The organism is Paenibacillus sp. KN14-4R, assembly GCF_052180255.1.
In the GTDB taxonomy this organism is placed as follows: Bacteria; Bacillota; Bacilli; order Paenibacillales; family NBRC-103111; genus Paenibacillus_AM.
The window spans coordinates 1,877,298-1,900,490 of record NZ_CP197466.1; the positions used below are offsets into that span (position 1 = coordinate 1,877,298).

General features: G+C 42.2%; 24 protein-coding genes. 21 read left to right on the forward strand and 3 right to left on the reverse strand.

What is annotated here, in order from left to right; translation table 11 throughout:
* Positions 1-70 precede the first annotated feature (70 nt).
* The 5 genes from ACSBOP_RS08825 (at position 71) to ACSBOP_RS08845 (ending at position 4,292) form a co-directional block, all read left to right on the forward strand.
* Positions 71-1,294 (forward strand): methionine gamma-lyase family protein, encoded by a 1,224-nt coding sequence (locus tag ACSBOP_RS08825; RefSeq protein WP_442604427.1) that lies wholly within the window; start codon positions 71-73, stop codon positions 1,292-1,294.
* Between the two features lie 80 nt (positions 1,295-1,374).
* Positions 1,375-1,782 carry a MerR family transcriptional regulator gene (locus tag ACSBOP_RS08830; protein ID WP_442604041.1) on the forward strand — a complete coding sequence of 136 codons (408 nt, stop codon included), beginning with the start codon at positions 1,375-1,377 and terminating at the stop codon, positions 1,780-1,782.
* A gap of 46 nt (positions 1,783-1,828) precedes the next feature.
* Positions 1,829-3,157 carry a type I glutamate--ammonia ligase gene (glnA, locus tag ACSBOP_RS08835; RefSeq protein ID WP_442604042.1) on the forward strand — a complete coding sequence of 443 codons (1,329 nt, stop codon included), beginning with the start codon at positions 1,829-1,831 and terminating at the stop codon, positions 3,155-3,157.
* Between the two features lie 266 nt (positions 3,158-3,423).
* Positions 3,424-3,525, forward strand: a complete 102-nt coding sequence (locus ACSBOP_RS08840) for a YjcZ family sporulation protein (protein ID WP_442604043.1) — start codon at positions 3,424-3,426, stop codon at positions 3,523-3,525.
* Between the two features lie 236 nt (positions 3,526-3,761).
* The gene (locus tag ACSBOP_RS08845; protein WP_442604044.1) at positions 3,762-4,292 is read left to right on the forward strand and encodes a DUF3189 family protein; all 531 of its coding nucleotides are present in this window, start codon (positions 3,762-3,764) and stop codon (positions 4,290-4,292) included.
* A 182-nt stretch (positions 4,293-4,474) separates the two neighbouring features.
* Here ACSBOP_RS08845 and lexA read toward each other — a convergent pair whose 3' ends face one another.
* On the reverse strand, positions 4,475-5,098 hold the full coding sequence (gene lexA, locus ACSBOP_RS08850) for a transcriptional repressor LexA (protein ID WP_442604045.1): 624 nt from the start codon (positions 5,096-5,098) through the stop codon (positions 4,475-4,477).
* Between the two features lie 186 nt (positions 5,099-5,284).
* Here lexA and ACSBOP_RS08855 point away from each other — a divergent pair, with 186 nt between their 5' ends.
* From ACSBOP_RS08855 to ACSBOP_RS08865, 3 genes are all read left to right on the forward strand, one after another.
* The gene (locus ACSBOP_RS08855; protein ID WP_442604046.1) at positions 5,285-5,728 is read left to right on the forward strand and encodes a LysM peptidoglycan-binding domain-containing protein; all 444 of its coding nucleotides are present in this window, start codon (positions 5,285-5,287) and stop codon (positions 5,726-5,728) included.
* 132 nt (positions 5,729-5,860) lie between these two features.
* On the forward strand, positions 5,861-6,061 hold the full coding sequence (locus ACSBOP_RS08860; RefSeq protein WP_442604047.1) for a DUF896 domain-containing protein: 201 nt from the start codon (positions 5,861-5,863) through the stop codon (positions 6,059-6,061).
* A gap of 2 nt (positions 6,062-6,063) precedes the next feature.
* Entirely contained in the window at positions 6,064-6,861 is a 798-nt protein-coding gene (locus tag ACSBOP_RS08865; protein ID WP_442604048.1) for an HAD family hydrolase, read from the forward strand.
* 122 nt (positions 6,862-6,983) lie between these two features.
* Here ACSBOP_RS08865 and ACSBOP_RS08870 read toward each other — a convergent pair whose 3' ends face one another.
* Positions 6,984-7,526 carry a 1,2-dihydroxy-3-keto-5-methylthiopentene dioxygenase gene (locus ACSBOP_RS08870; RefSeq protein WP_442604049.1) on the reverse strand — a complete coding sequence of 181 codons (543 nt, stop codon included), beginning with the start codon at positions 7,524-7,526 and terminating at the stop codon, positions 6,984-6,986.
* 221 nt (positions 7,527-7,747) lie between these two features.
* Here ACSBOP_RS08870 and metH point away from each other — a divergent pair, with 221 nt between their 5' ends.
* From metH to ACSBOP_RS08925, 11 genes are all read left to right on the forward strand, one after another.
* Positions 7,748-11,191, forward strand: a complete 3,444-nt coding sequence (metH, locus tag ACSBOP_RS08875) for a methionine synthase (protein WP_442604050.1) — start codon at positions 7,748-7,750, stop codon at positions 11,189-11,191.
* 27 nt (positions 11,192-11,218) lie between these two features.
* On the forward strand, positions 11,219-12,142 hold the full coding sequence (gene rnz, locus ACSBOP_RS08880) for a ribonuclease Z (protein ID WP_442604051.1): 924 nt from the start codon (positions 11,219-11,221) through the stop codon (positions 12,140-12,142).
* Between the two features lie 87 nt (positions 12,143-12,229).
* Complete coding sequence (locus ACSBOP_RS08885) at positions 12,230-12,571, forward strand: hypothetical protein (RefSeq protein ID WP_442604052.1); 342 nt, start codon at positions 12,230-12,232, stop codon at positions 12,569-12,571.
* 74 nt (positions 12,572-12,645) lie between these two features.
* On the forward strand, positions 12,646-12,870 hold the full coding sequence (locus tag ACSBOP_RS08890; protein ID WP_442604053.1) for a hypothetical protein: 225 nt from the start codon (positions 12,646-12,648) through the stop codon (positions 12,868-12,870).
* Between the two features lie 144 nt (positions 12,871-13,014).
* Positions 13,015-15,300 carry a DEAD/DEAH box helicase gene (locus ACSBOP_RS08895; RefSeq protein ID WP_442604054.1) on the forward strand — a complete coding sequence of 762 codons (2,286 nt, stop codon included), beginning with the start codon at positions 13,015-13,017 and terminating at the stop codon, positions 15,298-15,300.
* Positions 15,301-15,342: 42 nt separating this feature from the next.
* Positions 15,343-16,743: a ribonuclease H-like domain-containing protein gene (locus ACSBOP_RS08900; RefSeq protein WP_442604055.1), complete on the forward strand. Its 1,401-nt coding sequence runs from the start codon at positions 15,343-15,345 to the stop codon at positions 16,741-16,743.
* A 112-nt stretch (positions 16,744-16,855) separates the two neighbouring features.
* Positions 16,856-17,692 (forward strand): deoxyribonuclease IV, encoded by an 837-nt coding sequence (locus ACSBOP_RS08905; RefSeq protein ID WP_442604056.1) that lies wholly within the window; start codon positions 16,856-16,858, stop codon positions 17,690-17,692.
* A gap of 21 nt (positions 17,693-17,713) precedes the next feature.
* The gene (locus ACSBOP_RS08910; RefSeq protein WP_442604057.1) at positions 17,714-18,052 is read left to right on the forward strand and encodes a cyclic-phosphate processing receiver domain-containing protein; all 339 of its coding nucleotides are present in this window, start codon (positions 17,714-17,716) and stop codon (positions 18,050-18,052) included.
* A 43-nt stretch (positions 18,053-18,095) separates the two neighbouring features.
* Entirely contained in the window at positions 18,096-18,857 is a 762-nt protein-coding gene (locus tag ACSBOP_RS08915; protein WP_442604058.1) for an ABC transporter ATP-binding protein, read from the forward strand.
* 36 nt (positions 18,858-18,893) lie between these two features.
* Entirely contained in the window at positions 18,894-19,985 is a 1,092-nt protein-coding gene (locus ACSBOP_RS08920; protein ID WP_442604059.1) for an SAM-dependent methyltransferase, read from the forward strand.
* A 24-nt stretch (positions 19,986-20,009) separates the two neighbouring features.
* Positions 20,010-20,696, forward strand: coding sequence for a metal-dependent hydrolase (locus tag ACSBOP_RS08925; protein ID WP_442604060.1), 687 nt, complete (start codon positions 20,010-20,012; stop codon positions 20,694-20,696).
* Between the two features lie 52 nt (positions 20,697-20,748).
* Here the strand turns inward: ACSBOP_RS08925 and ACSBOP_RS08930 are convergent, their stop codons facing one another.
* The gene (locus ACSBOP_RS08930) at positions 20,749-20,970 is read right to left on the reverse strand and encodes a small, acid-soluble spore protein, alpha/beta type (protein ID WP_442604061.1); all 222 of its coding nucleotides are present in this window, start codon (positions 20,968-20,970) and stop codon (positions 20,749-20,751) included.
* A 166-nt stretch (positions 20,971-21,136) separates the two neighbouring features.
* Between ACSBOP_RS08930 and pepF the strand changes: the two genes are divergently transcribed.
* Together pepF and ACSBOP_RS08940 are read left to right on the forward strand one after the other, a co-directional pair.
* Positions 21,137-22,945 carry an oligoendopeptidase F gene (gene pepF / locus ACSBOP_RS08935; RefSeq protein ID WP_442604062.1) on the forward strand — a complete coding sequence of 603 codons (1,809 nt, stop codon included), beginning with the start codon at positions 21,137-21,139 and terminating at the stop codon, positions 22,943-22,945.
* A 9-nt stretch (positions 22,946-22,954) separates the two neighbouring features.
* Positions 22,955-23,176, forward strand: a complete 222-nt coding sequence (locus tag ACSBOP_RS08940; RefSeq protein WP_442604063.1) for a hypothetical protein — start codon at positions 22,955-22,957, stop codon at positions 23,174-23,176.
* The last annotated feature ends 17 nt before the right edge of the window (positions 23,177-23,193 follow it).

Genomic DNA, 23,193 nt, shown 5'->3' on the forward strand with positions numbered 1-23,193 from the left:
CTCGATCACCATGAGTGGAACTATGATGGGAGCGTAAAGTTACATGTTTTTTGATCAAAAGATTACGGATATGGCAATCCAAGCAGAAGTTAAAGTGCAAGACTGTTTTCGTGAGGTTGAACAGGTGATTGATCAGAATCAATGGAAGGTCATTCGTGCTTTTCAAAATCACAAAGTCAGTGATTTCCATTTTGCAAATTCAACCGGGTATGCCTATAACGACCGCGGACGTGAGACGCTTGATTTGGTGTACGCTGAGGTGTTTGGAGCTGAGGCTGCGCTTGTGCGTCCGCATTTTTCATCGGGGACACATACGATTGGTACAGCGTTATTCGGCGTTCTGCGCCCGGGTGATGAACTATTGTATATCACAGGTAGACCTTACGATACTTTGCATAAAGTAATTGGTAAGGAAGGCGACGGAACTGGATCACTGCGTGATTTTGGTATTGCTTATGACGAAGTACCTCTGCAAGAGGATGGTGCACCCAACTGGGAAGGTATACGTGCTGCAATCAAGCCAAACACGAAGGTGATCGGCATTCAACGCTCGCGCGGATACGACTGGAGACCGTCGTTTACGGTCGCGGAGATCGGTGAGATGGTCCGCTTTGTAAAAGAGATCAAAGCGGATGTTATTGTCTTCGTCGATAATTGTTATGGCGAATTTACGGAGGAAATGGAGCCGCCTCAAGTCGGCGTCGATTTGATTGCGGGTTCTTTAATTAAGAACCCGGGGGGTGGCATAGCCGCTACGGGCGGCTATATTGCTGGGCGGCAGGATCTAGTCACACTTGCCGCTAATCGGTTAACAGCGCCAGGTATCGGCGCTGAAATCGGTGCCATGCTGGGCGAAACGCGCAGCATGTTCCAGGGTCTGTTCCTTGCCCCACACACGGTGGGGCAAGCGATTAAGGGCGCCGTGTTTGCGGCGGCCTTGTTTGAAGGGCTCGGTTTTACGACGAGCCCAGCTTGGAATGCGCCACGAACGGACCTCATTCAAGCAATTCGTTTTACAAGCAGCGAGCATCTAGTGAATTTTGTGCAAGGGATTCAGAAAGCATCGGCAGTTGATGCGCATGTAGTGCCAGAACCGTGGGACATGCCTGGTTATAAGCATCCTGTTATTATGGCAGCCGGTACGTTTATTCAAGGTGGTTCACTGGAATTGTCAGCAGATGCTCCAATTCGAGAACCTTACATTGCTTATATGCAGGGTGGTCTAACCTACTCACATAGTAAGTTTGGAACGCTTCATGCCTTGCAAAACATGGTGAATAATAATTTGTTGTAAACTTTCCTCACATATCTTGACACATGTGCGTTAGTAAAGGTACAATGAGCACATGTTTATTGATACGGGAGTGATAGGTCTTGAGCGATGAAATTCGTAGAAACATGGCGCTATTTCCGATTGGCATCGTAATGAAGTTGACCGATCTAACTGCGCGTCAAATTCGTTATTATGAGCAGCATGAATTGATTATTCCTGCACGAACTCCGGGTAATCAAAGATTATATTCTTTTAATGATGTAAGTAGATTGCTAGAAATTAAGGCGTTAATTGAAAAAGGCGTGAACATTGCGGGTATTAAACAAGTGCTGCTCCCAGTGTCCAAAGACTCTGAGGAAGCCACTGTCATTAACGAGCAGACAGAAGTGAAACGCAAAGAAATGTCTGATTCCCAGCTCCATAGGATGTTGAAACAGGAGCTTAGGGTTGGTAACAGACGTGGGCAGGTATCGCTGATTCAAGGCGAATTATCTCGCTTTTTTCACTAATGTTCTCTAAATAAAAAGAGCTTGTAACCATGGAGGAGGAGTTAAGATGAGTTTCACAAAAGAGGATATTCTACGTATTTCTCGTGAGGAGAATGTTCGATTCATCCGTCTACAATTTACCGATCTATTAGGTACAATTAAAAACGTTGAAATTCCTGTGAGTCAACTTGAAAAAGCGCTTGACAACAAAATGATGTTTGATGGTTCTTCCATTGAAGGTTATGTTCGTATTGAAGAATCCGATATGTATTTGGTTCCGGATCTCAGCACGTGGGTAATTTTCCCATGGGTGACAGAAAGCCGTGTTGCTCGTTTGATTTGTGATGTTTATATGCCAGATGGTGCTCCATTTGAAGGAGATCCACGTGGGATTTTGAAAAGAGCACTAAAAGAAGCAGAAGCGATGGGCTACACGTCTATGAACGTAGGTCCAGAGCCAGAGTTTTTCTTGTTCAAAACGGATGAAAAAGGTAATCCAACATTAGAGTTGAATGACCAAGGTGGATATTTTGACCTTGCTCCGACTGACTTGGGTGAGAACTGTCGCCGCGAAATCGTATTAACTCTTGAGGAAATGGGCTTTGAAATTGAAGCATCTCACCATGAGGTTGCTCCTGGTCAGCACGAAATTGACTTTAAATACGCAGACGCTATTAAAGCGGCAGACCAAATTCAAACCTTTAAGCTTGTCGTTAAGACAATTGCACGTCAACATGGCTTACACGCTACATTTATGCCGAAACCACTATTTGGTGTGAACGGATCAGGTATGCACTGTCACCAATCTCTGTTCAAAGGCAAAGAAAATACATTCTATGATGAAAGTGACAAGCTTGGTCTAAGTGAAACAGCTCGTCAGTACATGGCAGGTATTTTACACCATGCACGTGCTTATGCAGCGATCACAAACCCAACTGTTAACTCCTATAAACGTCTAGTTCCTGGTTATGAAGCACCTTGTTATGTTGCTTGGTCAGCTTCCAACCGTTCCCCAATGGTTCGAATTCCAGCTTCTCGTGGACTAAGTACACGTATTGAAGTTCGTAACCCAGATCCAGCTGCGAACCCATACCTTGCGCTTGCTGTAATGCTTAAAGCAGGTTTGGATGGAATTAAGAATAAAATGCAAAGCCCGCCTCCAACAGATCGCAACATCTATGTCATGACAGAAGAAGAGCGTATTCAAGAAGGCATCCCTAGCTTACCGGTTAACTTGAAAACTGCACTAGATGAACTAGTAGCTAATGAAGTGATGTGTGAAGCATTGGGTGAGCATGCAATACAACATTTCTATGAGCTTAAAGAAATCGAGTGGGACATGTACCGTACTCAAATTCACCAATGGGAACGCGATCAATACATGACACTATACTAGACTTTTCAAACCCTTGGCGCTGTAGGCGTTGAGGGTTATTTTTATTTTCGGGTATTTTTGAGATTAGTAATGTAGAGTAAATTTAATAATGTCGGCTTAGCAATCTACTCCTTTGTAAGTTATGCACTTGACATGGAAAAAACTCACACGAGAGAATGAACCAACTTTCCTCACAAACCGAATGAACGAATAACCTCGTACTTTCATCCAATCAGTTGAATTTATCAAACATATTATATCTTGATAGGACGGAAGGGGGGGTTCAAATGGGAGAATTCTTTGAACGTGGCGGCTTGTTTACTTCCACAGGTACAATATTAGTTCTGTTTATTCTTTTAGTAATTATCACTAGAACATTTTTGTTCTAACTTATTAAGCGGTTTGGCCGCTTGTTATGAAGTGACCCCATAAAGTTAGACAGGTTATTTTGTTAGGCGATTAGCTGGGCATGAGTTCGGTATTGTAACGGACTCATGCCTTTCTTCAAAGCGTTCAAGAAGAGAATCCCAGAGTATAGGAATAACCCTTTGTTGCTCTGTATGAAAATAAATAAACGAATAAATGGTAATAATAAGTTAATGAAAAAAGAGTGAAGGATGATTATATGATATACATATATAATGATTTTGGTGGAACCCATACGACATCATTAGCTGCTGCTTATCATCTAAAAAAATTGCCCACGAATCGGAAACTTACAAAAGAAGAGATTCTAAACGTTGATTATTTTAACAAACTACAAACTTCCGATATGGGAAAGCTCATTTTTCATGGTATAGATGAACATGGGGATTCAGTTTACACTGTTGGACGTGGGGCATCAAAGGTTGTGGCTCCTGCTTTAACAAATCTAACCTTATTATTACTAGAAAGATATAAGATTAATGAAACAATCGTGTATTCGAATACATCTCCTACCGTACCATTGGCTATGACTATTGGTGGCTTATTGTCTAGAAGGTTAAAACTACATTTTATTGGTGTTCCGCTATTGGTATTAGGAGCAAAGCAAATCTGCGAAAAAATCAGTTATCTGGTTATACATACTAAAAAGACAGCAAAGTCCCAAACTGGATCACTTCTTATAATGGAAAACAAAAATGTTCCCAAGTACTCAGTCGGAAATAGAACATGACTCATGTTTGTACTTATTTTTAAGGTAATCGAATCTCAAATTCTCTTAATGAGCCTAGATTTCCTTGATAACTTAATTTTCCGTATTGTTTTAGCTATTTTGTTACCATTGAAACAACAAACACCTCCACTAAAATGCCATTTAAGGCACAGTGGAGGTGTTTGTTTCATGTTAATACTGGATTAAATACCTCGAAATAGTCCGATGACTTTACCAAGAATAGTCACATTATTGAGGCGAATAGGCTGCATAGTAGTATTCTCAGGCTGCAAACGAATATGGTCTTTCTCTTTGTAGAAACGTTTAACGGTTGCTTCGTTGTCTTCAGTCATAGCAACGACAATTTCACCGTTATGGGCAGTTTGCTGCTGACGAACGATGACGTAGTCACCATCGTGAATGCCAGCATCAATCATAGATTCACCCATAACACTAAGCATAAACACGTTATCTTCTTTCACATAGTGAGCGGGAAGAGGGAAATAATCTTCGATATTCTCTGTAGCTGTAATAGGTAAACCTGCTGTAACTTTACCGATTAATGGAACTCGAGCTACGGATGGGAAGTTTTCAATGCCTGTTTCGTTCTCATTACCATGCAAAACTTCGATGGCTCTAGGCTTTGTTGGATCTCTACGGATTAACCCTTTTCTCTCTAGACGATCTAAGTGACCATGAACGGTAGATGAAGACGCAAGTCCAACAGCCTCTCCAATCTCACGAACAGAAGGTGGGTATCCTTTTGCTTTTACTTCAGTTTTAATAAAATCTAGAATAGCAAGTTGACGCTGAGAGACCTTGCTCACGAGTATCCCTCCATATATGTAATAAGTAGGTTAATTATATCATAGAACTCGAGTTCGTACAAACATAAGTTCGAATAATTCCTGTATTTATCAAATCGGTCTCATAATTTGTCATTGTGAAGCATTGACACAAACGTTTGTTCGTGTTAATTTAAAAACAAGAACAAACGTTTGGGGTGTATATTCATGTACTATATGACGAATTATGATTCTTCTTCAGTTACAAAACATACAACAAATAAGAGAGTGAGTTTCCGTTCAAAACAAAATATGGGGTCAAAAAAGATTGTTACCGCTATGACAGGGACAAGCTCTCGTCATAATCGATTGCTTCGTGTCGTGATGTTGGTTTTGATCATTGCTGTAGCTGCTTGTGGTGGAGCAATTGTACATACTTATGCGGCGCAACCTGGGATTACTCCGACATCCAAGTTTGAACAAGCAATAGTGTCGGCCAATCAAGTTGCTTATGACAGAATTACTGTGAATGCTGGTGAAACACTTTGGTCAATCGCAACTGAGTTTGCACCTAAGGGTGTGTCGGTTAGAGATTACATGAGGAAAATTCAGAAAGTAAACGCAATGTCATCTACTTCTTTGCAAGCTGGGCAATCGTTATTGATTCCTTAGTTTGACGATTTTCCATGCTTCGGTTCGATTCGAAGTTCCAATTGTGCTTCAAGCTTGACATTGTCCGGACGTAGTGGCAAAGTATTAGCAGAATCCACTGAACGAATGATGTTACGAGGAGGCAATTGACAGATGGAACACACAATTAATCGTATTAATGAATTAGCCCGTAAGCATAAAGCAGAGGGGTTAAGTGAAGAAGAACTAGTTGAACGAGATGAACTTCGTAAAAAATACATTCAGTCCGTAACTGGTAATTTGGAGTCTCATTTAAAAACGATTAAAGTTGTCGATGAGCATGGTAATGAACTTAAGCGGAAGAAGGGGAAATAGGGATGACGATTAAAGCGATTCTTTTTGATCTCGATGATACGTTGTTATGGGATGAACGAAGCATTAAAGAATCTTTTCGCGTAACATGTGAGGAAGCGGCTAAGCATGCATCAGTCCTTCCAAATGAACTAGAAGCGGCGGTTCGACAAGAGGCTCGTGCCCTTTACGAGACATATGAAACTTTCCCTTATACGAAAAGTATTGGAATTAACCCATTTGAAGCACTTTGGGGTAATTTCCTTAAAGGCGAAGATGAGAATCTCAAGAAATTACGTGATCTTGCGCCTACATATCGTACGGAAGCTTGGACACGTGGACTTCGTGTATGCGGTGTAGAAAATCATGAACTTGGCCAACGGTTAGGCGAGATGTTCGCAGCGGAGCGTCGTATGCGTCCTATCATCTATGAAGAAACATTCAAAGTCCTTCAACAGCTGAAAGAAAAGTATATGTTGTTGCTATTGACGAATGGTTGTCCAGACTTACAGCAAGAGAAGCTAGATGGTGCTCCTGAGCTTGCATCTTACTTTGACCAAATTATTATTTCGGGTAATCATGGACAAGGCAAACCTGCTGAAACGATTTTTTGGCGTGCAGTTGAGGCTCTTGGTATAGAACCATCAGAGGGCGTGATGGTAGGCGATAAGTTAACAACAGATATTCTTGGATCGAATCGAATCGGGATGAAGAATATGTGGATCAACCGTCATGGTGTAACTCGTACAGATGAAATTATTCCTACTTATGAAATTAACCATTTATCACAAATTCAACAATTGATTGATAGCGAGCAGCTCTAATCTTTTTTATAGAAGTAAATAATACAAGTATATCGAATGAATTTGAAAAAGAGGGTGCTACCAAAGCCATGAATATGGCTAGGGACACCCTCTTTTATTTATATGGATAATCGGTAATGGAATTAGGCCTTAATGAAGGAATCATCTTGGAAAGGATGTGCAATCCAACCTTCAGTTTCGATAAATAAACGAACAGCCACAATTTGCTTATTATCCATTAAAGTGAAGAAATGCGGTTTATGTTCTGGAACGGAAATAACATCTCCAGCTTCAAGTTCTACATCAAAGTAACCTACTTCATCTGTTCCTTTAATGATGAAAATCCCTTTACCTGCAGCGATTGCGCGAACTTCGTCTTCCGTATGTGTATGAACTTGCTCGAATTTTTTGAGAAGTTCATCTAAATTTGGTGTAGCTTCGGATAAAGCGATGATATCCCAAGTCTGATACCCACGACGAGCTGCTAAATCTTTAATCTCTGGTTCAAACGTCGATAAGATTTGTTGTTTCTCTTCATCTGAGAGAATGAATTTTTCTTGAAGTTCTGCTGAAAGCTTGCTTGGATTCCAATGCTCATACAGTACTTCTTGAGAATCTAGAAAAGCGCGAACGTTTTCTTCGCCGCTAATACGCTCGCCAGTATTACGAATAAGAATTTCAGCCATGTTAATCCCTCTCTTTTCCAATAGGATATTAAGTATTATAGTGCAAATTAACATTGATGTCGATTCATTCAGAATATTGTTTTTGAGTCTATCTATTTTGAAAATAGGAAGGATATTCTTTTCAGGGGAGAATGATTCTGATACACTTATTTTTAAAATATTTCATTGTTCTTAATCTTATTAAGAATGGCGACCAGAGTAGAGAGAAGGAGAGCAGAGAAATGACGAAACGTACATTACAAGAGCAGTTAAAACATAAAATTATGATTTTAGACGGTGCCATGGGAACGATGATTCAAGCGGAGAATTTAACTGATGCCGATTTTGGTGGTGAAGAGCTCGAGGGTTGTAATGAAATGCTCGTTCTCACTCGTCCTGATGTAATCCGAAATATACATGAACAATATTTTGCTGCAGGTGCTGACATCGTTGAGACGAATACATTCGGAGCGGCTAGTGTCGTACTTGCAGAATACGATATTCCTGAACGTGCTAGAGAGATAAACCTAGTTGCAGCAAAGCTTGCCATTGAAGCAGCAGAGAAATATTCAACTCCTGAATGGCCACGTTATGTAGCTGGTGCTATTGGGCCTACTACGAAAACGTTGTCAGTAACTGGTGGTATTACATTTGAAGAGTTAGAAGAAAGTTACTATGAGCAGGCTCGGGCACTCGTTGAAGCAGGTGTCGATGCGATATTACTAGAAACCTCTCAGGATACATTGAACGTGAAAGCTGGATCAATAGCGATACGTCGTGCTTATTCTGATCTTGGTATTGAGCTTCCAATCATGATCTCTGGAACCATCGAGCCAATGGGTACTACGCTTGCTGGGCAAAATATTGAATCTTTCTATGTGTCTCTTGAGCATTTAAAGCCGATTTCGATAGGTTTGAACTGTGCGACAGGACCAGAATTCATGCGTGATCATATTCGGACGTTATCTGAAATTGCCAATACATCGATTTCTTGTTACCCGAATGCGGGGTTACCCGATGAGAATGGTCACTATCATGAATCGCCAGAATCTTTAGCTAAAAAGATGGCTGCGTTTGCCGAACAAGGCTGGCTGAATATAGCAGGTGGTTGCTGTGGTACAACGCCTGATCATATTCGGGCATTATCTGAAGCGTTGTCTAAGTTCAAGCCTCGTCTACAAGAGGGAACACATTCACCAGCTGTTTCGGGTATTGAAACGGTATATATTGAACCAGAGAATCGTCCTTATATGGTCGGTGAGCGGACAAACATATCAGGATCTCGTAAATTTAAGCGATTAATTAAAGAAGAAAAATTTGAAGAAGCTTCTGAGATTGCACGAACGCAAGTGAAAAATGGAGCGCATATCGTCGATATCAACTTACAAGATACGGACATTGATGAAGCGTACGCAATGGAGACTTTTATTCAGCAAGTTGTTAAAAAAATCAAAGTTCCAATCATGATTGACTCCACTTATGATCACATCATTGAATTGGGACTAAAATATTCGCAAGGTAAATCAATCGTCAACTCGATCAATTTAGAGGATGGCGAAGAGAAATTCAAGAATGTGGTTCCTTTATTGCATAAATACGGAGCAGCGGTCGTATGTATCCTGATCGATGAACGTGGTCAAGCTGTAAGTCGAGAAGCGAAGATGGAAGTCGCGACAAGAGCCTATGACTTATTAACCGGTAAATATGGCATGCAGGCGCATGATATTATTTTTGATCCGAATATGTTCCCAGTCGGCTCTGGTGATCCACAGTACATTGGTTCTGCGGTTGAGACTATCGAAGGTATTCGTATGATTAAGGAAAAATATCCGGCTTGTAAGACCATTCTTGGCTTAAGCAACATTAGTTTTGGTCTTCCAGATGCAGGTCGAGAAGTGTTGAACTCCGTTTATTTGTACCATTGTACGAAAGCGGGCTTGGATTATGCGATTGTAAATACGGAGAAACTTGAACGCTATGCATCCATCCCTGATCTTGAGCGGAAGCTTGCGGAAGACTTGATTTATAACACGAATGATGAAACTTTAGCTGATTTTGTTGCACATTTTCGTGAAAAGAAAGTAGAGAAGAAAGAAAAGATCTCGAATTTATCATTGGAAGAACGCTTAGCCTCTTATGTCGTAGAGGGAACAAAGGAAGGGTTGATTCCTGACCTAAATTTGGCTCTTGAGAAGTATGCACCTCTTGATATCATTAATGGTCCTTTAATGGCGGGTATGGCAGAAGTTGGTAAATTGTTCAATAACAATGAATTGATCGTTGCTGAAGTATTGCAAAGTGCTGAAGTGATGAAGGCATCTGTTGCTCATCTCGAACAATTCATGGAAAAAGATGAATCAGCAGTCAAAGGTAAAATAATTCTTGCTACAGTAAAAGGTGATGTACATGACATTGGGAAAAATTTGGTCGAGATTATTTTATCAAATAATGGCTACCAAATTGTCAATCTTGGTATTAAGGTTCCACCTGAACAATTGATCGAGGCATACCGGAAAGAAAAGCCAGATGCAATTGGCTTATCAGGACTTCTAGTGAAGTCTGCTCAACAAATGGTTGTTACCGCTCAAGATTTGCGTAATGCTGGAATTGATGTTCCAATCATGGTGGGCGGCGCTGCATTAACTCGGAAGTTCACAAAAACTCGGATTGCGCCTGAATATGAAGGTATGGTTCTTTATGCGAAGGACGCAATGGATGGTCTTGATATTGCTAACAAATTAAGTGATCCAGAACAACGTAAACGTCTCGTTCAAGAGCTTCGTGAGAGCAAGGAATCCGATGTGATGGAAGCGGGTAAGAGTGAGGACTCCCTGCCTAAATTAACACGGGTGAAAAATTCTACTGTCAATCGAAATTTACCTGTTCAAATACCACCAGATACAGAACGTCATGTGCTTCGAGATTATCCAATTGGCCATTTAATGCCGTATGTGAATATGCAAATGCTTCTTGGACATCATTTGGGTCTGAAAGGCAAAGTTGAAAAACTAATCGCTGAAGGTGATGAGAAAGCAATTGGATTGAAAGAAACTGTAGATGGTATTTTACAGGAGGCACAAAGAGACGGTATTATTAAAGCACAAGGGATGTACCGATTCTTCCCTGCACAATCCAAAGGCGAGACGATCTTTATCTATGATCCAGAAGATCATTCGAAAGTGCTTCAAACTTTCACATTCCCACGTCAAGAGACTGAACCGTATTTATGCCTAGCAGATTACTTAAAATCTGTAGAGAGCGGAGTGATGGACTATGTAGGATTCCTCGTTGTCACGGCAGGTCACGGCGTTTCAGAGATTGCTCGTGAATGGCGCGAGTCTGGCGATTACTTACGTTCTCATGCTTTGCAGTCAACGGCGTTAGAGCTTGCTGAATCGTTCGCTGAGAGAATTCACCACATCATGCGTGATGTATGGGGGATTGCGGATTCGGCGACAATGACGATGCAAGAACGTTTTGGGGCAAAGTACATCGGACAGCGATTCTCCTTCGGTTATCCGGCTTGTCCAGATTTGGATGACCAGAAGCAATTATTTGCTCTGATGAAACCTGAAGATATCGATGTCGAATTGACAGAAGGATCGATGATGGAGCCAGAAGCATCCGTTTCTGCTATGGTGTTCTCACATCCTGAAGCTCGTTATTTTAACGTCGATAAAGTGTAAACCATATAGAATGGAGCAAGTAATAGATTGGAACTTTATTTTCTAGGAACAGGGGCAGGAATGCCGTCCAAAGAGCGCAATGTCACTGCTATTGCTCTAAATCTACTTGCTGAACGCGGCACTTATTGGTTGTTTGATTGTGGGGAAGGGACGCAGCACCAAATTCTCCGCACACCAGTGAAACTCAGTAAGTTAGAGAAGGTTTTTATTACCCATTTGCATGGGGATCACATTTTCGGACTACCTGGTTTATTGTCTTCACGCTCCCATCATGGTGGTGATACACCGCTAACCCTATACGGACCAAGAGGGATTGAAACATTCGTGCGTCAATCACTTGCGATTAGTGGTTCTCATCTGAACTATGATCTTCACATCATTGAGATCGTTGAAGAAGGAGTCATTGATACGGATGATACTTTTTCTGTTGAGGTTAAGCGTCTTGAGCATCGTGTAGAATGCTTCGGTTTTCGGATCGTAGAGCGTGATTTGCCAGGTCCGTTATTAACGGATAAACTTCGTCAAGAAGGCATCCCTTCAGGACCCATCTATGGTCAAATTAAACAAGGCGGAGTTGTTACCCTGTCAGATGGTCGAATGATTAAAGGTTCGGATTACATTGGGCCGTCCATTTCTGGACGCGTGATTACGATTTTAGGAGATACGAAGCCGTGCGCTGCTGCGGTTGAGCTTGCTCATCAAGCAAATGTATTGGTGCATGAGGCGACATTTGAAGCTGAGAAAAGTGATCTTGCTCAAGCTTATGATCACTCCACATCGGCTGAAGCTGCAAGAACTGCGAAACAAGCCGGGGCTGAGGTATTAATCATGACGCATATTTCTGCCCGTTATCAAGAGATCGGCGCTCAACAGTTGTTAAAAGAAGCACAAACTATACATGCAAATGCACATCTTGCTGAAGATTTCTGGTCTTACACAATCTCCCGCTAGGCGGGGGATTTTTTTCTTTTAATTTGCTAGTTGTTCAGCGAAACATTTGGCTGATTTTTGCGTATATATCATGGGGGGGACATGTCAATGAAGCATGCCATGATTCGAATCATGAACATTTTATTAATAATAGGACTACTTGTTGGTTGTTCTCAAGCACAAGCACGTCCAACTAAGCATACAATTATGGATGTAACGCCATCGCATGCGCCCAGATTTTCTTATCGTAATGTATTAAGTACACAGAACGTTTATAAGCAAATGGATAGTATGTTTTGCCTCATGAGAAATGCTAAAAAGATGAATGGGTTTATTCGATGGGGACGACCAAGTTCGAATTCATTTAAAGATAAAATTAAAGATAGTTTGAAGAGCTTCTATCATAAGAAGCGTAATGGAACATCCCAAAGAATATCTCTTCAAGCATGAAAATGTTCGTAAAAGCTGAATGATCACACCGTTTTCAGGGAAAAATAGGGTGTAGATTCCTTTGCTGAGGTGAAATGATGAAATATACCAGTCAAGACATTATCATTATTGAGCAAGCCCTGCAAACAGCTATGCAAGTCGAGAAGAATCCTAGTAAAATAGAGGGAATTCGTGAAGTATTAACCAAACTCCGTGAAAGTTCGGAGTCTGCACTTCAAAGAGAGCGGGATATGAGTATCGAGGATGATGCATACGGTGGCATACGATTCGATTATGATGATTCCTCTGATTCGATCTAACTTTTCCCGGGAAAGCGCAGGATACGACAGATATGTCAGATCTGCGCTTTTTTTGCGTGAGCTGAAGTTCATTTCTTGGATTGAAAAGCGAACGTGTATTCTGTAAGATAGAGTTATGAAGCAGTAAAGGGGAACGTGTGTTAAATGAATCATTTGACTGGAAAAGTATCCTCGATTGAGGAATTTATCGATGTAATGCGAGGGAATGAGGAGATCATGTCAGGGGTTACCTATTGGCATACGATTCCGGAGAGAGATGCAAAAACGGCACACTTTCCAGAAGAGCTGCACCCTAAAATCCGTGAAGCATTGTCGCAAAGAGGTATTCATCACTTATATACACATCAACGGGATGCGTTCGTACAAGCTGCGGCAGGAAATCATGTCGTAACTGTAACGCCTACGGCATCAGGTAAAACACTATGTTACAACCTTCCTGTCCTCCAGCAAATCTTGGAGAATGACAGCAGTAGAGCATTGTATTTATTCCCGACAAAGGCACTAGCTCAAGACCAAGTATCCGAATTGCAGGAAATGATAAACCTGATGGGTGTTGACCTGAAATCAAGTACGTATGACGGAGATACGCCTCCATCTGCACGTACCGCCATTCGTAATGCAGGTCATATTGTGGTGACGAATCCAGATATGCTGCATTCGGCGATTCTACCCTTACATACGAAATGGGTGAAATTGTTCGAGAATCTCAAATACATCGTGATCGATGAGGTCCATGCGTATCGTGGTGTATTTGGTTCGCATGTTGCCAATGTGATTCGGCGTTTGAAGCGTATTTGCCGTTTTTATGGGTCAAATCCGCAGTTTATTTGTGCGTCAGCAACAATTGCAAATCCGAAAGAACACGCTGAGAAGCTGATCGGAGAGTCCGTCCAGTTAGTCGATAACAACGGTGCGCCTGCGGGCGAGAAGCATTTTGCCTTTTACAATCCGCCTGTTGTGAATGCACAGCTTGGTATACGCAGAAGTTCAGTGCTTGAAGCTCGGAAAATAGCAGCTTTGCTGCTTAACAGCGGTATTCAGACGATTGTTTTTGCGCGTTCGCGTGTTCGGGTAGAAATCTTACTGTCGTACTTACAGGAATTAATTCGTAAAGATTTAGGGCCAAAGTCGATCAGGGGGTATCGTGGCGGATATCTCCCACAACAACGGCGTGAAATTGAGCGGGGACTGCGCCAAGGCGAGATCCGCGGGGTTGTAAGTACGAATGCGTTAGAGCTTGGAATTGATATTGGTCAACTACAAGCTTGTGTCTTATGTGGGTACCCCGGAACAATTGCATCAACTTGGCAGCAAGCAGGTCGTGCAGGGCGTCGAATGGAAAGTTCATTAACCGTACTTGTAGCGAGTTCAGGACCTCTTGATCAATATGTGATATCTCACCCTCGATTTTTCTTTGAACGACCACCTGAACAGGCACGAATTCATCCAGATAATCTATTGATTCTTGTGGATCATGTCAAATGTGCAGCTTATGAGCTTCCTTTTGAAGAGGGGGAGGAGTTCGGTGGTGAACCACTTGTGGATCTGTTAGATTTTCTAGCAGAAGAGAAGGTGCTTCATCACGTTGGGAATCGCTGGTATTGGATGGAGCAATCTTTCCCTGCTCAAACCATTTCACTGCGCTCAGCTGCGCAAGAGAATTTTGTTATTATCGATATTTCTCATGGTTCACGTGTCATTGGAGAAGTCGATCGTTTCTCAGCGCCGACTTTGATCCATGAAGAAGCGATCTACTTGCATGAAGGTGTGCAATATCAGGTTGAAAAGCTCGATTATGAAGAAAAGAAAGCGTTCGTACGTGAAGTCAATGTCGATTATTATACGGATGCGAATTTGGCCGTACAGCTTAAAGTACTTCATGTGCATAAAGAAGAGAAGAAGTATAGCTTAGATCGGCAGTATGGTGAAGTGACGATTAATGCGCAGCCTACTATTTTCAAAAAAATTCGTTTGCATACACACGAAAATATAGGATCGGGCCCCATTCATCTTCCAGAAGAGGAGCTTCACACAAGCTCCTACTGGTTCTCCTTCCATGACGAAGCAGCAGAACATTTTTCGAAAAATGAGATGCAATACGCCTTACTGGGACTTGCGAACATACTGGTTCATATTGCACCGCTTTATCTAATGTGCGATCCGATGGATATACGGGTAGTACCACAAGTGCGTGCTCTGCACAATAAGAAGCCGACAATCTTTTTCTATGATCGATATCCAGGCGGGATTGGGCTAAGTGAGAATTTGTATGAACTGCATGGCTCGTTACTTGAAGAAGCACAGCGCATTATCCGGGAATGTGGATGTTTAAGTGGTTGCCCAGCATGTGTAGGGCCTATTGAAGAGGTTGGATTACAAGGTAAAGAGTTAGCGATGAAGTTATTAACGGTTATGGAAACAGATGGGTAAACTTGATTCGTGTCTTGAGGTAATACGAGGAGCTGATGAAACATGAGCGGACTAAGAGAACGATTGCTGCGATTAAAAAGTTCTGGACAAGGCTCTCTACAAACGAAGAGTACAGAGCATAATGAAAATGAAATGGAACTACCTGTAAGTTATCAGAAGTTCATAGAGCCGGTACAAGAGGAGTCAGTTGAAGAACAAGTGGATTTGCCGATGTTAGACTCTCTTGAGACAACTTCTAAGGAGTCTGACTTGCCTGCTGGTTGGCGTCTATTGGGTGCAGAGCTTGTGTCGAACGAATGGGGTTCATTTATTTTACGGCGTAAAGTATTCTCTCCATCAAAGTTTCATGGCGATTATGAGCTTCGTACGATTATGGAATGTGCATCTGCACTGGACGCTTTTCAAAAAGAGGGCAAGGCAATTGAATCCCATGAACAGTTGTTGTTTTTTGATACGGAGACAACAGGGCTTGGTGTTGGAGCGGGGAATGTACCCTTCTTAATCGGAATGGGGTATTACCAAGGGGAATCGATTGTCATGGAGCAGTTGTTCATTCGTAATGCAAGTGAGGAAAGAGCCATGCTGCAATATTTCCTTGAGCGTTTAACGAAGTGCACCCATCTTGTTAGTTATAATGGAAAATCGTTTGATTGGCCGCTCGTCTTAAATCGTCTTGTGCTTAATCGGATGGTGAGTGATTGCCCTGAACTACACCATATCGATTTGCTTCATGCATCACGAAGTGTATGGAAGCATACATTGCCGACTTGCAAACTTAGTACGGTGGAAGAAGATCGCTTAGGCGTACACCGTCATGATGATGTACCGGGTTCGCTTGCGCCAGTCCTGTATTTTCAATATTTAGCTGAAGGAAACCCGACGCTGCTTAGCGGTATTTTTGATCATAATGAACTTGATGTATTGTCGCTTGCTTCATTAGCCATTCATTTCGCTCAATTGTTAGAAGGAAAGGTACTCTCGTCTGCTGTACCGACGGAGGAACGATTTCGTTGCGCATTGTGGCTGGAGAAAATGGGACGCGTGGATCTCGCGAATGAGCGGATGGATGAGCTGTTTCAGGAAATCGTATTGTCTTGCACGGAAACAAATCGCATCTGGCGTAGTGATGTTCCGATTCAGTTGGCTGCTTGGTATAAAAAACGTGGGCTGTTTAAGCATGCAGTAGTTTTATGGCAGCGATTAATTGATTTTCGAACAGATCAATTCGGTATCTTAATTGAGCCATTTGTGGAGTTAGCGATGTATTATGAACACCGGGAACGCAACCTAGGACGGGCTCTAGATTATGCACAAACTGGTGAGCAAATGTTGCGTAAACGAAAAGTACTCAATCGTCGCTCAGGTACGGATACGACACCACTATCTGAATTAACACATCGTATTAATCGATTAAAGCGTAAGATGGGCGGGAGCAGCATATAACTTCGTAACGATTATCTTACGAATAAATCAGCTTCATTATGGCAATATAGAAGACGTAGAAGTCATCCTGGTGAAATTCACCTATGTCTGGATAGGGCTGGAGCGAAGTTGTATGTATTATGTAGGTGCGCATGTATCGACGGCAAAAGGGTATCTAGCAGCTGCTAAGCAAGTTCAAACAATAGGCGGCAACGCCTTTCAATTCTTTCCGAAAAATCCACGAACCTTGCTTCCAAAGCATTCGATTAATAGGAATGATGCGGGAGCATGCGCAGCGTATTGTATAGAGAATGATATCATATCGATTGCACATGCCCCGTATCCATTAAATCTTGCCGTAGACCCTGAAGAATCGGGTATCATGCTTGAAGCGCTACTTAATGCGTTAATGATCTCGGAGGCATGCGGAGCGATCGGGCTTGTCGTTCACTTTGGAACTTATTCCCATAAGGACCGTCTAAAAGGATACCATAACCGGATTCAGCTGCTCAATCAAACATTATCGATTTGGTCTGGGGAAGCGCTCATTCTTATTGAGAATCAGGCTGGTGCAGGAGATGCTGAAGGATCCACTTTTGAAGAGTTAACAACGATACGTAATTTATGCGACCAACCGGAACGTATCGGATTTTGTTTGGATACTTGTCATGCTTTTGCATCTGGGCTTTGGAAAGGGTACGATTGGGAAGAGGTTGTTCGTTCGGGGCAATCTTCGGGTTACTTTGATCATTTGAAAGCGGTTCATTTGAACGAATCCAAATTTGCGGCAGGTGAGAAGCGTGATCGACATGCGCCGATAGGTCATGGGATGATCGGTGAGGAGCATATGCGTAGGATGCTCCAATCTCCTTTTTTAAAAGGAATACCGATCGTTCTGGAAACACCATCAATAGTGACTGCAACACATCAACAACAAATTCATTACGTTAAACAACTATTGCATGTATAATCAATGAGGGGGAAAACGACTGTGATTCACGTGTACTTGGACGATGCGAGACGTTGTCCGAAAGGGTTCGTACTTGCTAGGAATGCTGCAGAATGTATTCTCTTGCTTCAATCAAGCGAGGTGGATATATTATCATTAGATTATGATCTAGGTTGGGATCAGCCTAACGGCGGCGAAGTTGTCAGATGGATTGTGGCAGCAGGGAAGTTCCCAAGTCGTATTTATTTACATACTTCATCTCATATTGGAAAAACGAAGATGTACGAAGAGCTTTACGCGGCAAAACCAGATAAGGTTTATATACATAATGGACCGATGCCAGATGAATTGATTGTACAAATTGCTCAAAAAGAGACATAATCATGGATAGGTAACTTTTTTGGGGAGAATCGGGGGAAGAGTCATGATTTCGTTGTCGAATATCGATTTTATTCGGGAAGAACGACATATTTTACAAGATATTCATCTAGAGATTGGTAAAGGTGAGCATTGGGTTATCCTAGGTCGGAATGGTTCTGGTAAGACAACGATGCTTGAACTTGTGAATGGCTATGAGTTTCCAAGTAAGGGTAAGGTTGAAGTGTTGGGTAATGTATATGGCAAGTGCGATGTGCGAGAAGTTAGACGACGCATCGGGTATATATCGCAATCCTTATTTGAAAAGCAAAATCAAGGTGATCCTGTATGGGAAGTTGTTGCTACAGGGCAATATGCATTTTTGCGTTTTTACGAAGCGATAGAACCTGAAGTGATTGATAAAGCTGTTGCGATGCTAAAACGCATGGGCTTAGACCACTTGAAAAATCAACCCCTAGGGTCGTTATCTCAAGGTGAGCGTAAGAAAGTAATGCTTGCTCGCGCATTGATGACTGAACCAGAGATTCTCATCATGGACGAGCCTTGCTCAGGTCTTGATTTGTATGAACGTGAGAAATTACTAGACACAATTACAACAATGAGCAATGAAATTACAGTCGTCTACGTCACGCATCATATCGAGGAAATTGTACCCATGTTCACGCATGCAGCGCTTGTTGAAAGTGGCCGCATTATCGCATCTGGTGTTAAAAGAGATGTATTAACAAGTGAGAATTTGCAGCAGGTTTACGACGTTCCTGTGGAAATTGAATGGTTCCGCGAACGGCCGTGGATCAAGGTATTATAGGTTTGTAAGGTTGTAATGAATGAAGGATGTGGAAGAATGGAAAATCAACTAGAAATGAACAACTCCCGTTCCAAGTGGATTGGTACGTCGAATCGCGGTTTTGCCGTGTATGCAATTGAAGAATTAAGAAGACTTTTACCAGGATTTAAGTTTTCCTACTTGATGCCAGCTGAGGTATTCATGTTTGATGTGCCGATGACTAAAGAAGATGTGCTTGCAGCCATTTATCGGGAAATGCCGATGTTCTTACGTCACTTGCAGCCTGTCGAGTATGAGATTGAGCGTGTAAATGAAGAAGTTGAAAATGCTGAGTCTGAAGAACTTGCTGAAGTGAATCATGCAGACCTAACAGCGCTCTCAAACATGCTTGCAGAACACTACTCGTTTGCAGCAGATGAAAAAGTTACAGTTCAAGTACGTAAGTCAGAAGGAATCCCTATGGCTTATCCCCTGGCCGCTATTCGAGAAAAGGCTGACTTCTTACTTCGTGAAAAGTTCGGTGCTGAGCCTGTTGTGCGTGGCGCAGATCGTATAATCTCGATCTTCCTTATAGAGGATATGATGTTCGTCGGGGTTTCCCGCCCACAAGATAATGTGTCTGACTGGTCGGGTGGCGCCATTCGTTTTCGTAAAGAAGATGGACAGGTATCACGGGCGAAGTTCAAGCTGCTTGAAGCAGAATATGTATTCAGTCTCGATTTTACCCAATACCGCAGCGCGGTTGATCTTGGAGCTGCTCCAGGAGGATGGACAAGCTTGCTTCTAGAGAGAGGTCTTGAAGTTACGGCTATCGATACAGGTACCCTTGATCCCTCACTAATGAAGAATAAGAACCTGAAATTCATACGTAAAAATGCAAGTTCAGTGAAGCTTCCAGAGCGTGGTTTTGACCTGATTGTATGCGATATGAGCTGGAATCCGCGTCAAAGCGCAGGTCTTTTGAAAGATTTATTGTACGCTTTACAGTATGGTGGTACAGTTATCGTAACAGTGAAGCTTATGAACAAGAAAGCGTTCCAGACAATCAAAGATTTCGTGCGTCAATTGGAGCCTGAGCTTCAGCTTCAAGGTGCTAAACAGTTATTCCACAACAGAGAAGAATTGACATTATTTTTACTAAAAAAATAACAATGAAAGTTGGGGAACTGGAAGATGAAAATCCAATTTCTAGGTCATTCTTGTTTTTTGGTTGAGGCTAATGGATCGCGGGTCATCATTGATCCTTTTTTAACGGAAAATCCAAGTGCAGCAGTTAAAGCCAATGATATTCAAGTGGATGCCGTGCTGCTAACTCATGGTCACTTTGATCATGTTGGGGATGCACTTGAAATAGCCCTTGCGAACAATTGCCCCATCGTAGCGAATTATGAGATTAGCATGTATTTCGGATCACAAGGTGCTAAAGTAGCGCCGATGCAACTAGGTGGGGCACGAACATTCGATTGGGGAAAAGTGAAACTAACGATTGCGTTCCATGGTTCAGGTTTGGAGCTTCCAGACGGATCAATCATTAATGGAGGTAATCCTTGTGGGATCTTGCTTACGATGGGGGATAAGACCTTCTATCATGCAGGGGACACGGCTTTATTTGGTGATATGAAATTAATCGGTGAATTACATCAGATTGACGCTGCGGCACTGCCGATTGGGGACGTATTTACAATGGGACCGGAAGATGCCTATCTGGCTGCTTCATGGATTAATGCGGGTCAATACATCCCTATACACTACAATACATTTGAACCCATCGTACAGGATGCAAATGCTTGGATAGCTGGATTATCTGAGCGTGGTCTTCGTGGTACGGCATTATTGCCTGGTGAACATATTCAGCTTTAAAAAATAAAGGACTATGCGTGGATGCTTTCCTCGTCGTAGTCCTTTTTCTATGCTAACGGCTCGTCCGTCCGTTCAACATTTCTTCAGCCATTTGTACTAAACGCTTTGTCATGTTGCCACCGATCGTACCGGCATCACGTGTTAACATGTTCCCATAATACCCACCTGACGAGAGATCAATTCCAAATTGCTGGGCGACTTCAAGTTTTAATTGTTCCATAGCGTGAGCAGCGCGTGGCTCTAATAAGCGATTCGTACTTCTACGGCTTGCCATGTATATGCCTCCTTAAATAATGGGTTCGGATGTATTCTTAGACAATTAAACAAATATTATCCAACTTATTGCGAGGAAAATGAGTCTAGATTTACTGAAATTTCTGTGAGATGATGGGTAAGTTGAGTTTTGAAGTCTATTTTCAACCAAGAAGGAGAGATATCGAATGCAAGAACGACTTAAACGTAATGAAGTACCGATTGAAGCAACCTGGAATTTGGCGGACTTGTTCCCATCTGATGAGGCTTGGAAAGAGGAATTGCTTCAGATTCAAAATGATTTATCCGCTGTGACCCAATATAAAGATTTACTTCATGAAGGACCGAAGAACTTGCTTGCATGTTTGCAAGCACAAGATACACTCTTAGCCCGTTCAGTTAGAGCTGCTACATATGCAAGTCTGAAACAATCCCAAGAGAGTACGAACCCTGTTAATCAAGCAAATTCGGGAATTGCTGGCGATGCGATCTCCAAGATCGGTGCAGCATTATCCTTTGTGAATTCTGAGATTTTGGAACTTCCAGAAGGTACGATTGAGCGCTATTTAACGGAAGAACCTGATCTTACTATTTTCAAAAAAAATCTAAACGATCTGCTCGAACATAAACCACACAAGCTTTCAGCGGAGACAGAAACTGTACTTGCGTCGCTGGGAGAGGTAATGGGATTGCCGCAGCGTGTTTATTTGCGTAGTAAACTATCGGATATGACTTTCACAGGAATTGAAACATCCGACGGTGAAAAGTTACCCGTTTCTTTTGGCTTGTATGAAACTAGGTACGAAATGTCTTCAAACACGGAGCTGCGTCGCAATGCGTATGCATCCTTTTCCAAAACATTGTCTCAGTATAAAAATACATTTGCTGAAGCGTACGGTACTGAGGTTAAGAAGCAAGTTGTGATGTCTCGCCTTCGTGGATATGAGTCCGTTACCCATATGCTCTTGGAATCGCAGCAGGTAACAATTGAGATGTATCATAACATTCATGATATCATTCTAAAAAATCTAGCTCCGCACATGCGTCGCTATGCTCAATTGAAGAAACGAGTTCTTGGACTTGATAAAATGCTCTATTGTGATCTCAAGGCTCCGCTTGATCCTACCTACAACCCCAAAATTACGTATGACGAAGCTTGCACCCTTATTCAAGATGCACTGCAAGTGATGGGTGACGAATATAGTGAGATTATGAAAGAGGCGGTAGCGGGTCGATGGATCGATTATGTAGATAATGTGGGCAAATCGACAGGTGCTTTCTGTTCGTCACCATATGGTGCTCATCCGTATATCCTGATTTCTTGGGCAGATAGTATGCGAGGTGCATTTACGCTAGCGCATGAGCTTGGTCATGCGGGACACTTCCGACTTGCGGGACGTAATCAAATTTATTCGAACACGCGTCCATCCCTGTATGCGATTGAGGCACCATCGACGATGAATGAACTTCTGCTTGCACAGCATATTTTGAAACAATCCAATGATACTAGACAAAAACGATGGGTTATCACGCAGTTATTGAATACGTATTATCATAATTTTGTGATGCATTTGCTCGAAGGTGAGATGCAGCGAGGTGTGTACGAATTAGCAATGGCTGGGGAATCATTGACTGCAAAACGCTTATGTGAGCTTAAAGGTCAAGTATTGTCATCGTTCTGGGGAGAAGAAGTCGAGATCGATGAGGGGGCTACGTATACATGGATGCGTCAGCCGCATTATTACAGAGGTCTTTATCCTTATACGTATTCTGCTGGACTGACTGTTTCTACAGCAGCATCGAAAATGATTCAAGAAGAAGGTCAGCCTGCGGTGGATCGCTGGTTGCAAGTATTGAAGGCAGGTGGTACTTTAAAGCCACTTGAGTTGTTCCAGATCGCAGGTGTGGATATGAGTGGAACCGAGCCCATTGAACGTGCAGTTGCTTACGTAGGAGAACTTATTGATGAATTGGAAGCTTTGTACGAGGTTGAATAATTCTTAGTCTTGTCTGAACTTGGAAAATATGCTACAATTTTCTCAAATTCTATCGTTATTAAAAGCGGAAGCACCGCTGATGGCAATTATTTGCCTTCAGTGTGTGCTTTTTTTGTTTTTTCTAAGGGGGTATGGGTTTCAGAAGTGGATAAAAAGAATATTTTTCGTGGAGCAGTAGCCCTTGCGGCATGTGGGATTGCACTATTGATATATGGCATCTTGCAAATGTAGTCAAGTTAGAATGAAAG

Coding starts and splice junctions, on each gene's coding strand:
- ACSBOP_RS08825 (WP_442604427.1), top strand. CDS start 71: ATGGCAATCCAAGCAGAAGTTAAAGTGCAAGACTGTTTTCGTGAGGTT.
- glnA (WP_442604042.1), top strand. CDS start 1,829: ATGAGTTTCACAAAAGAGGATATTCTACGTATTTCTCGTGAGGAGAAT.
- ACSBOP_RS08840 (WP_442604043.1), top strand. CDS start 3,424: ATGGGAGAATTCTTTGAACGTGGCGGCTTGTTTACTTCCACAGGTACA.
- ACSBOP_RS08845 (WP_442604044.1), top strand. CDS start 3,762: ATGATATACATATATAATGATTTTGGTGGAACCCATACGACATCATTA.
- ACSBOP_RS08855 (WP_442604046.1), top strand. CDS start 5,285: ATGTACTATATGACGAATTATGATTCTTCTTCAGTTACAAAACATACA.
- ACSBOP_RS08860 (WP_442604047.1), top strand. CDS start 5,861: ATGGAACACACAATTAATCGTATTAATGAATTAGCCCGTAAGCATAAA.
- ACSBOP_RS08865 (WP_442604048.1), top strand. CDS start 6,064: ATGACGATTAAAGCGATTCTTTTTGATCTCGATGATACGTTGTTATGG.
- ACSBOP_RS08870 (WP_442604049.1), bottom strand. CDS start 7,526: ATGGCTGAAATTCTTATTCGTAATACTGGCGAGCGTATTAGCGGCGAA.
- metH (WP_442604050.1), top strand. CDS start 7,748: ATGACGAAACGTACATTACAAGAGCAGTTAAAACATAAAATTATGATT.
- ACSBOP_RS08885 (WP_442604052.1), top strand. CDS start 12,230: ATGAAGCATGCCATGATTCGAATCATGAACATTTTATTAATAATAGGA.
- ACSBOP_RS08890 (WP_442604053.1), top strand. CDS start 12,646: ATGATGAAATATACCAGTCAAGACATTATCATTATTGAGCAAGCCCTG.
- ACSBOP_RS08895 (WP_442604054.1), top strand. CDS start 13,015: ATGAATCATTTGACTGGAAAAGTATCCTCGATTGAGGAATTTATCGAT.
- ACSBOP_RS08900 (WP_442604055.1), top strand. CDS start 15,343: ATGAGCGGACTAAGAGAACGATTGCTGCGATTAAAAAGTTCTGGACAA.
- ACSBOP_RS08905 (WP_442604056.1), top strand. CDS start 16,856: ATGTATTATGTAGGTGCGCATGTATCGACGGCAAAAGGGTATCTAGCA.
- ACSBOP_RS08915 (WP_442604058.1), top strand. CDS start 18,096: ATGATTTCGTTGTCGAATATCGATTTTATTCGGGAAGAACGACATATT.
- ACSBOP_RS08920 (WP_442604059.1), top strand. CDS start 18,894: ATGGAAAATCAACTAGAAATGAACAACTCCCGTTCCAAGTGGATTGGT.
- ACSBOP_RS08925 (WP_442604060.1), top strand. CDS start 20,010: ATGAAAATCCAATTTCTAGGTCATTCTTGTTTTTTGGTTGAGGCTAAT.
- ACSBOP_RS08930 (WP_442604061.1), bottom strand. CDS start 20,970: ATGGCAAGCCGTAGAAGTACGAATCGCTTATTAGAGCCACGCGCTGCT.
- pepF (WP_442604062.1), top strand. CDS start 21,137: ATGCAAGAACGACTTAAACGTAATGAAGTACCGATTGAAGCAACCTGG.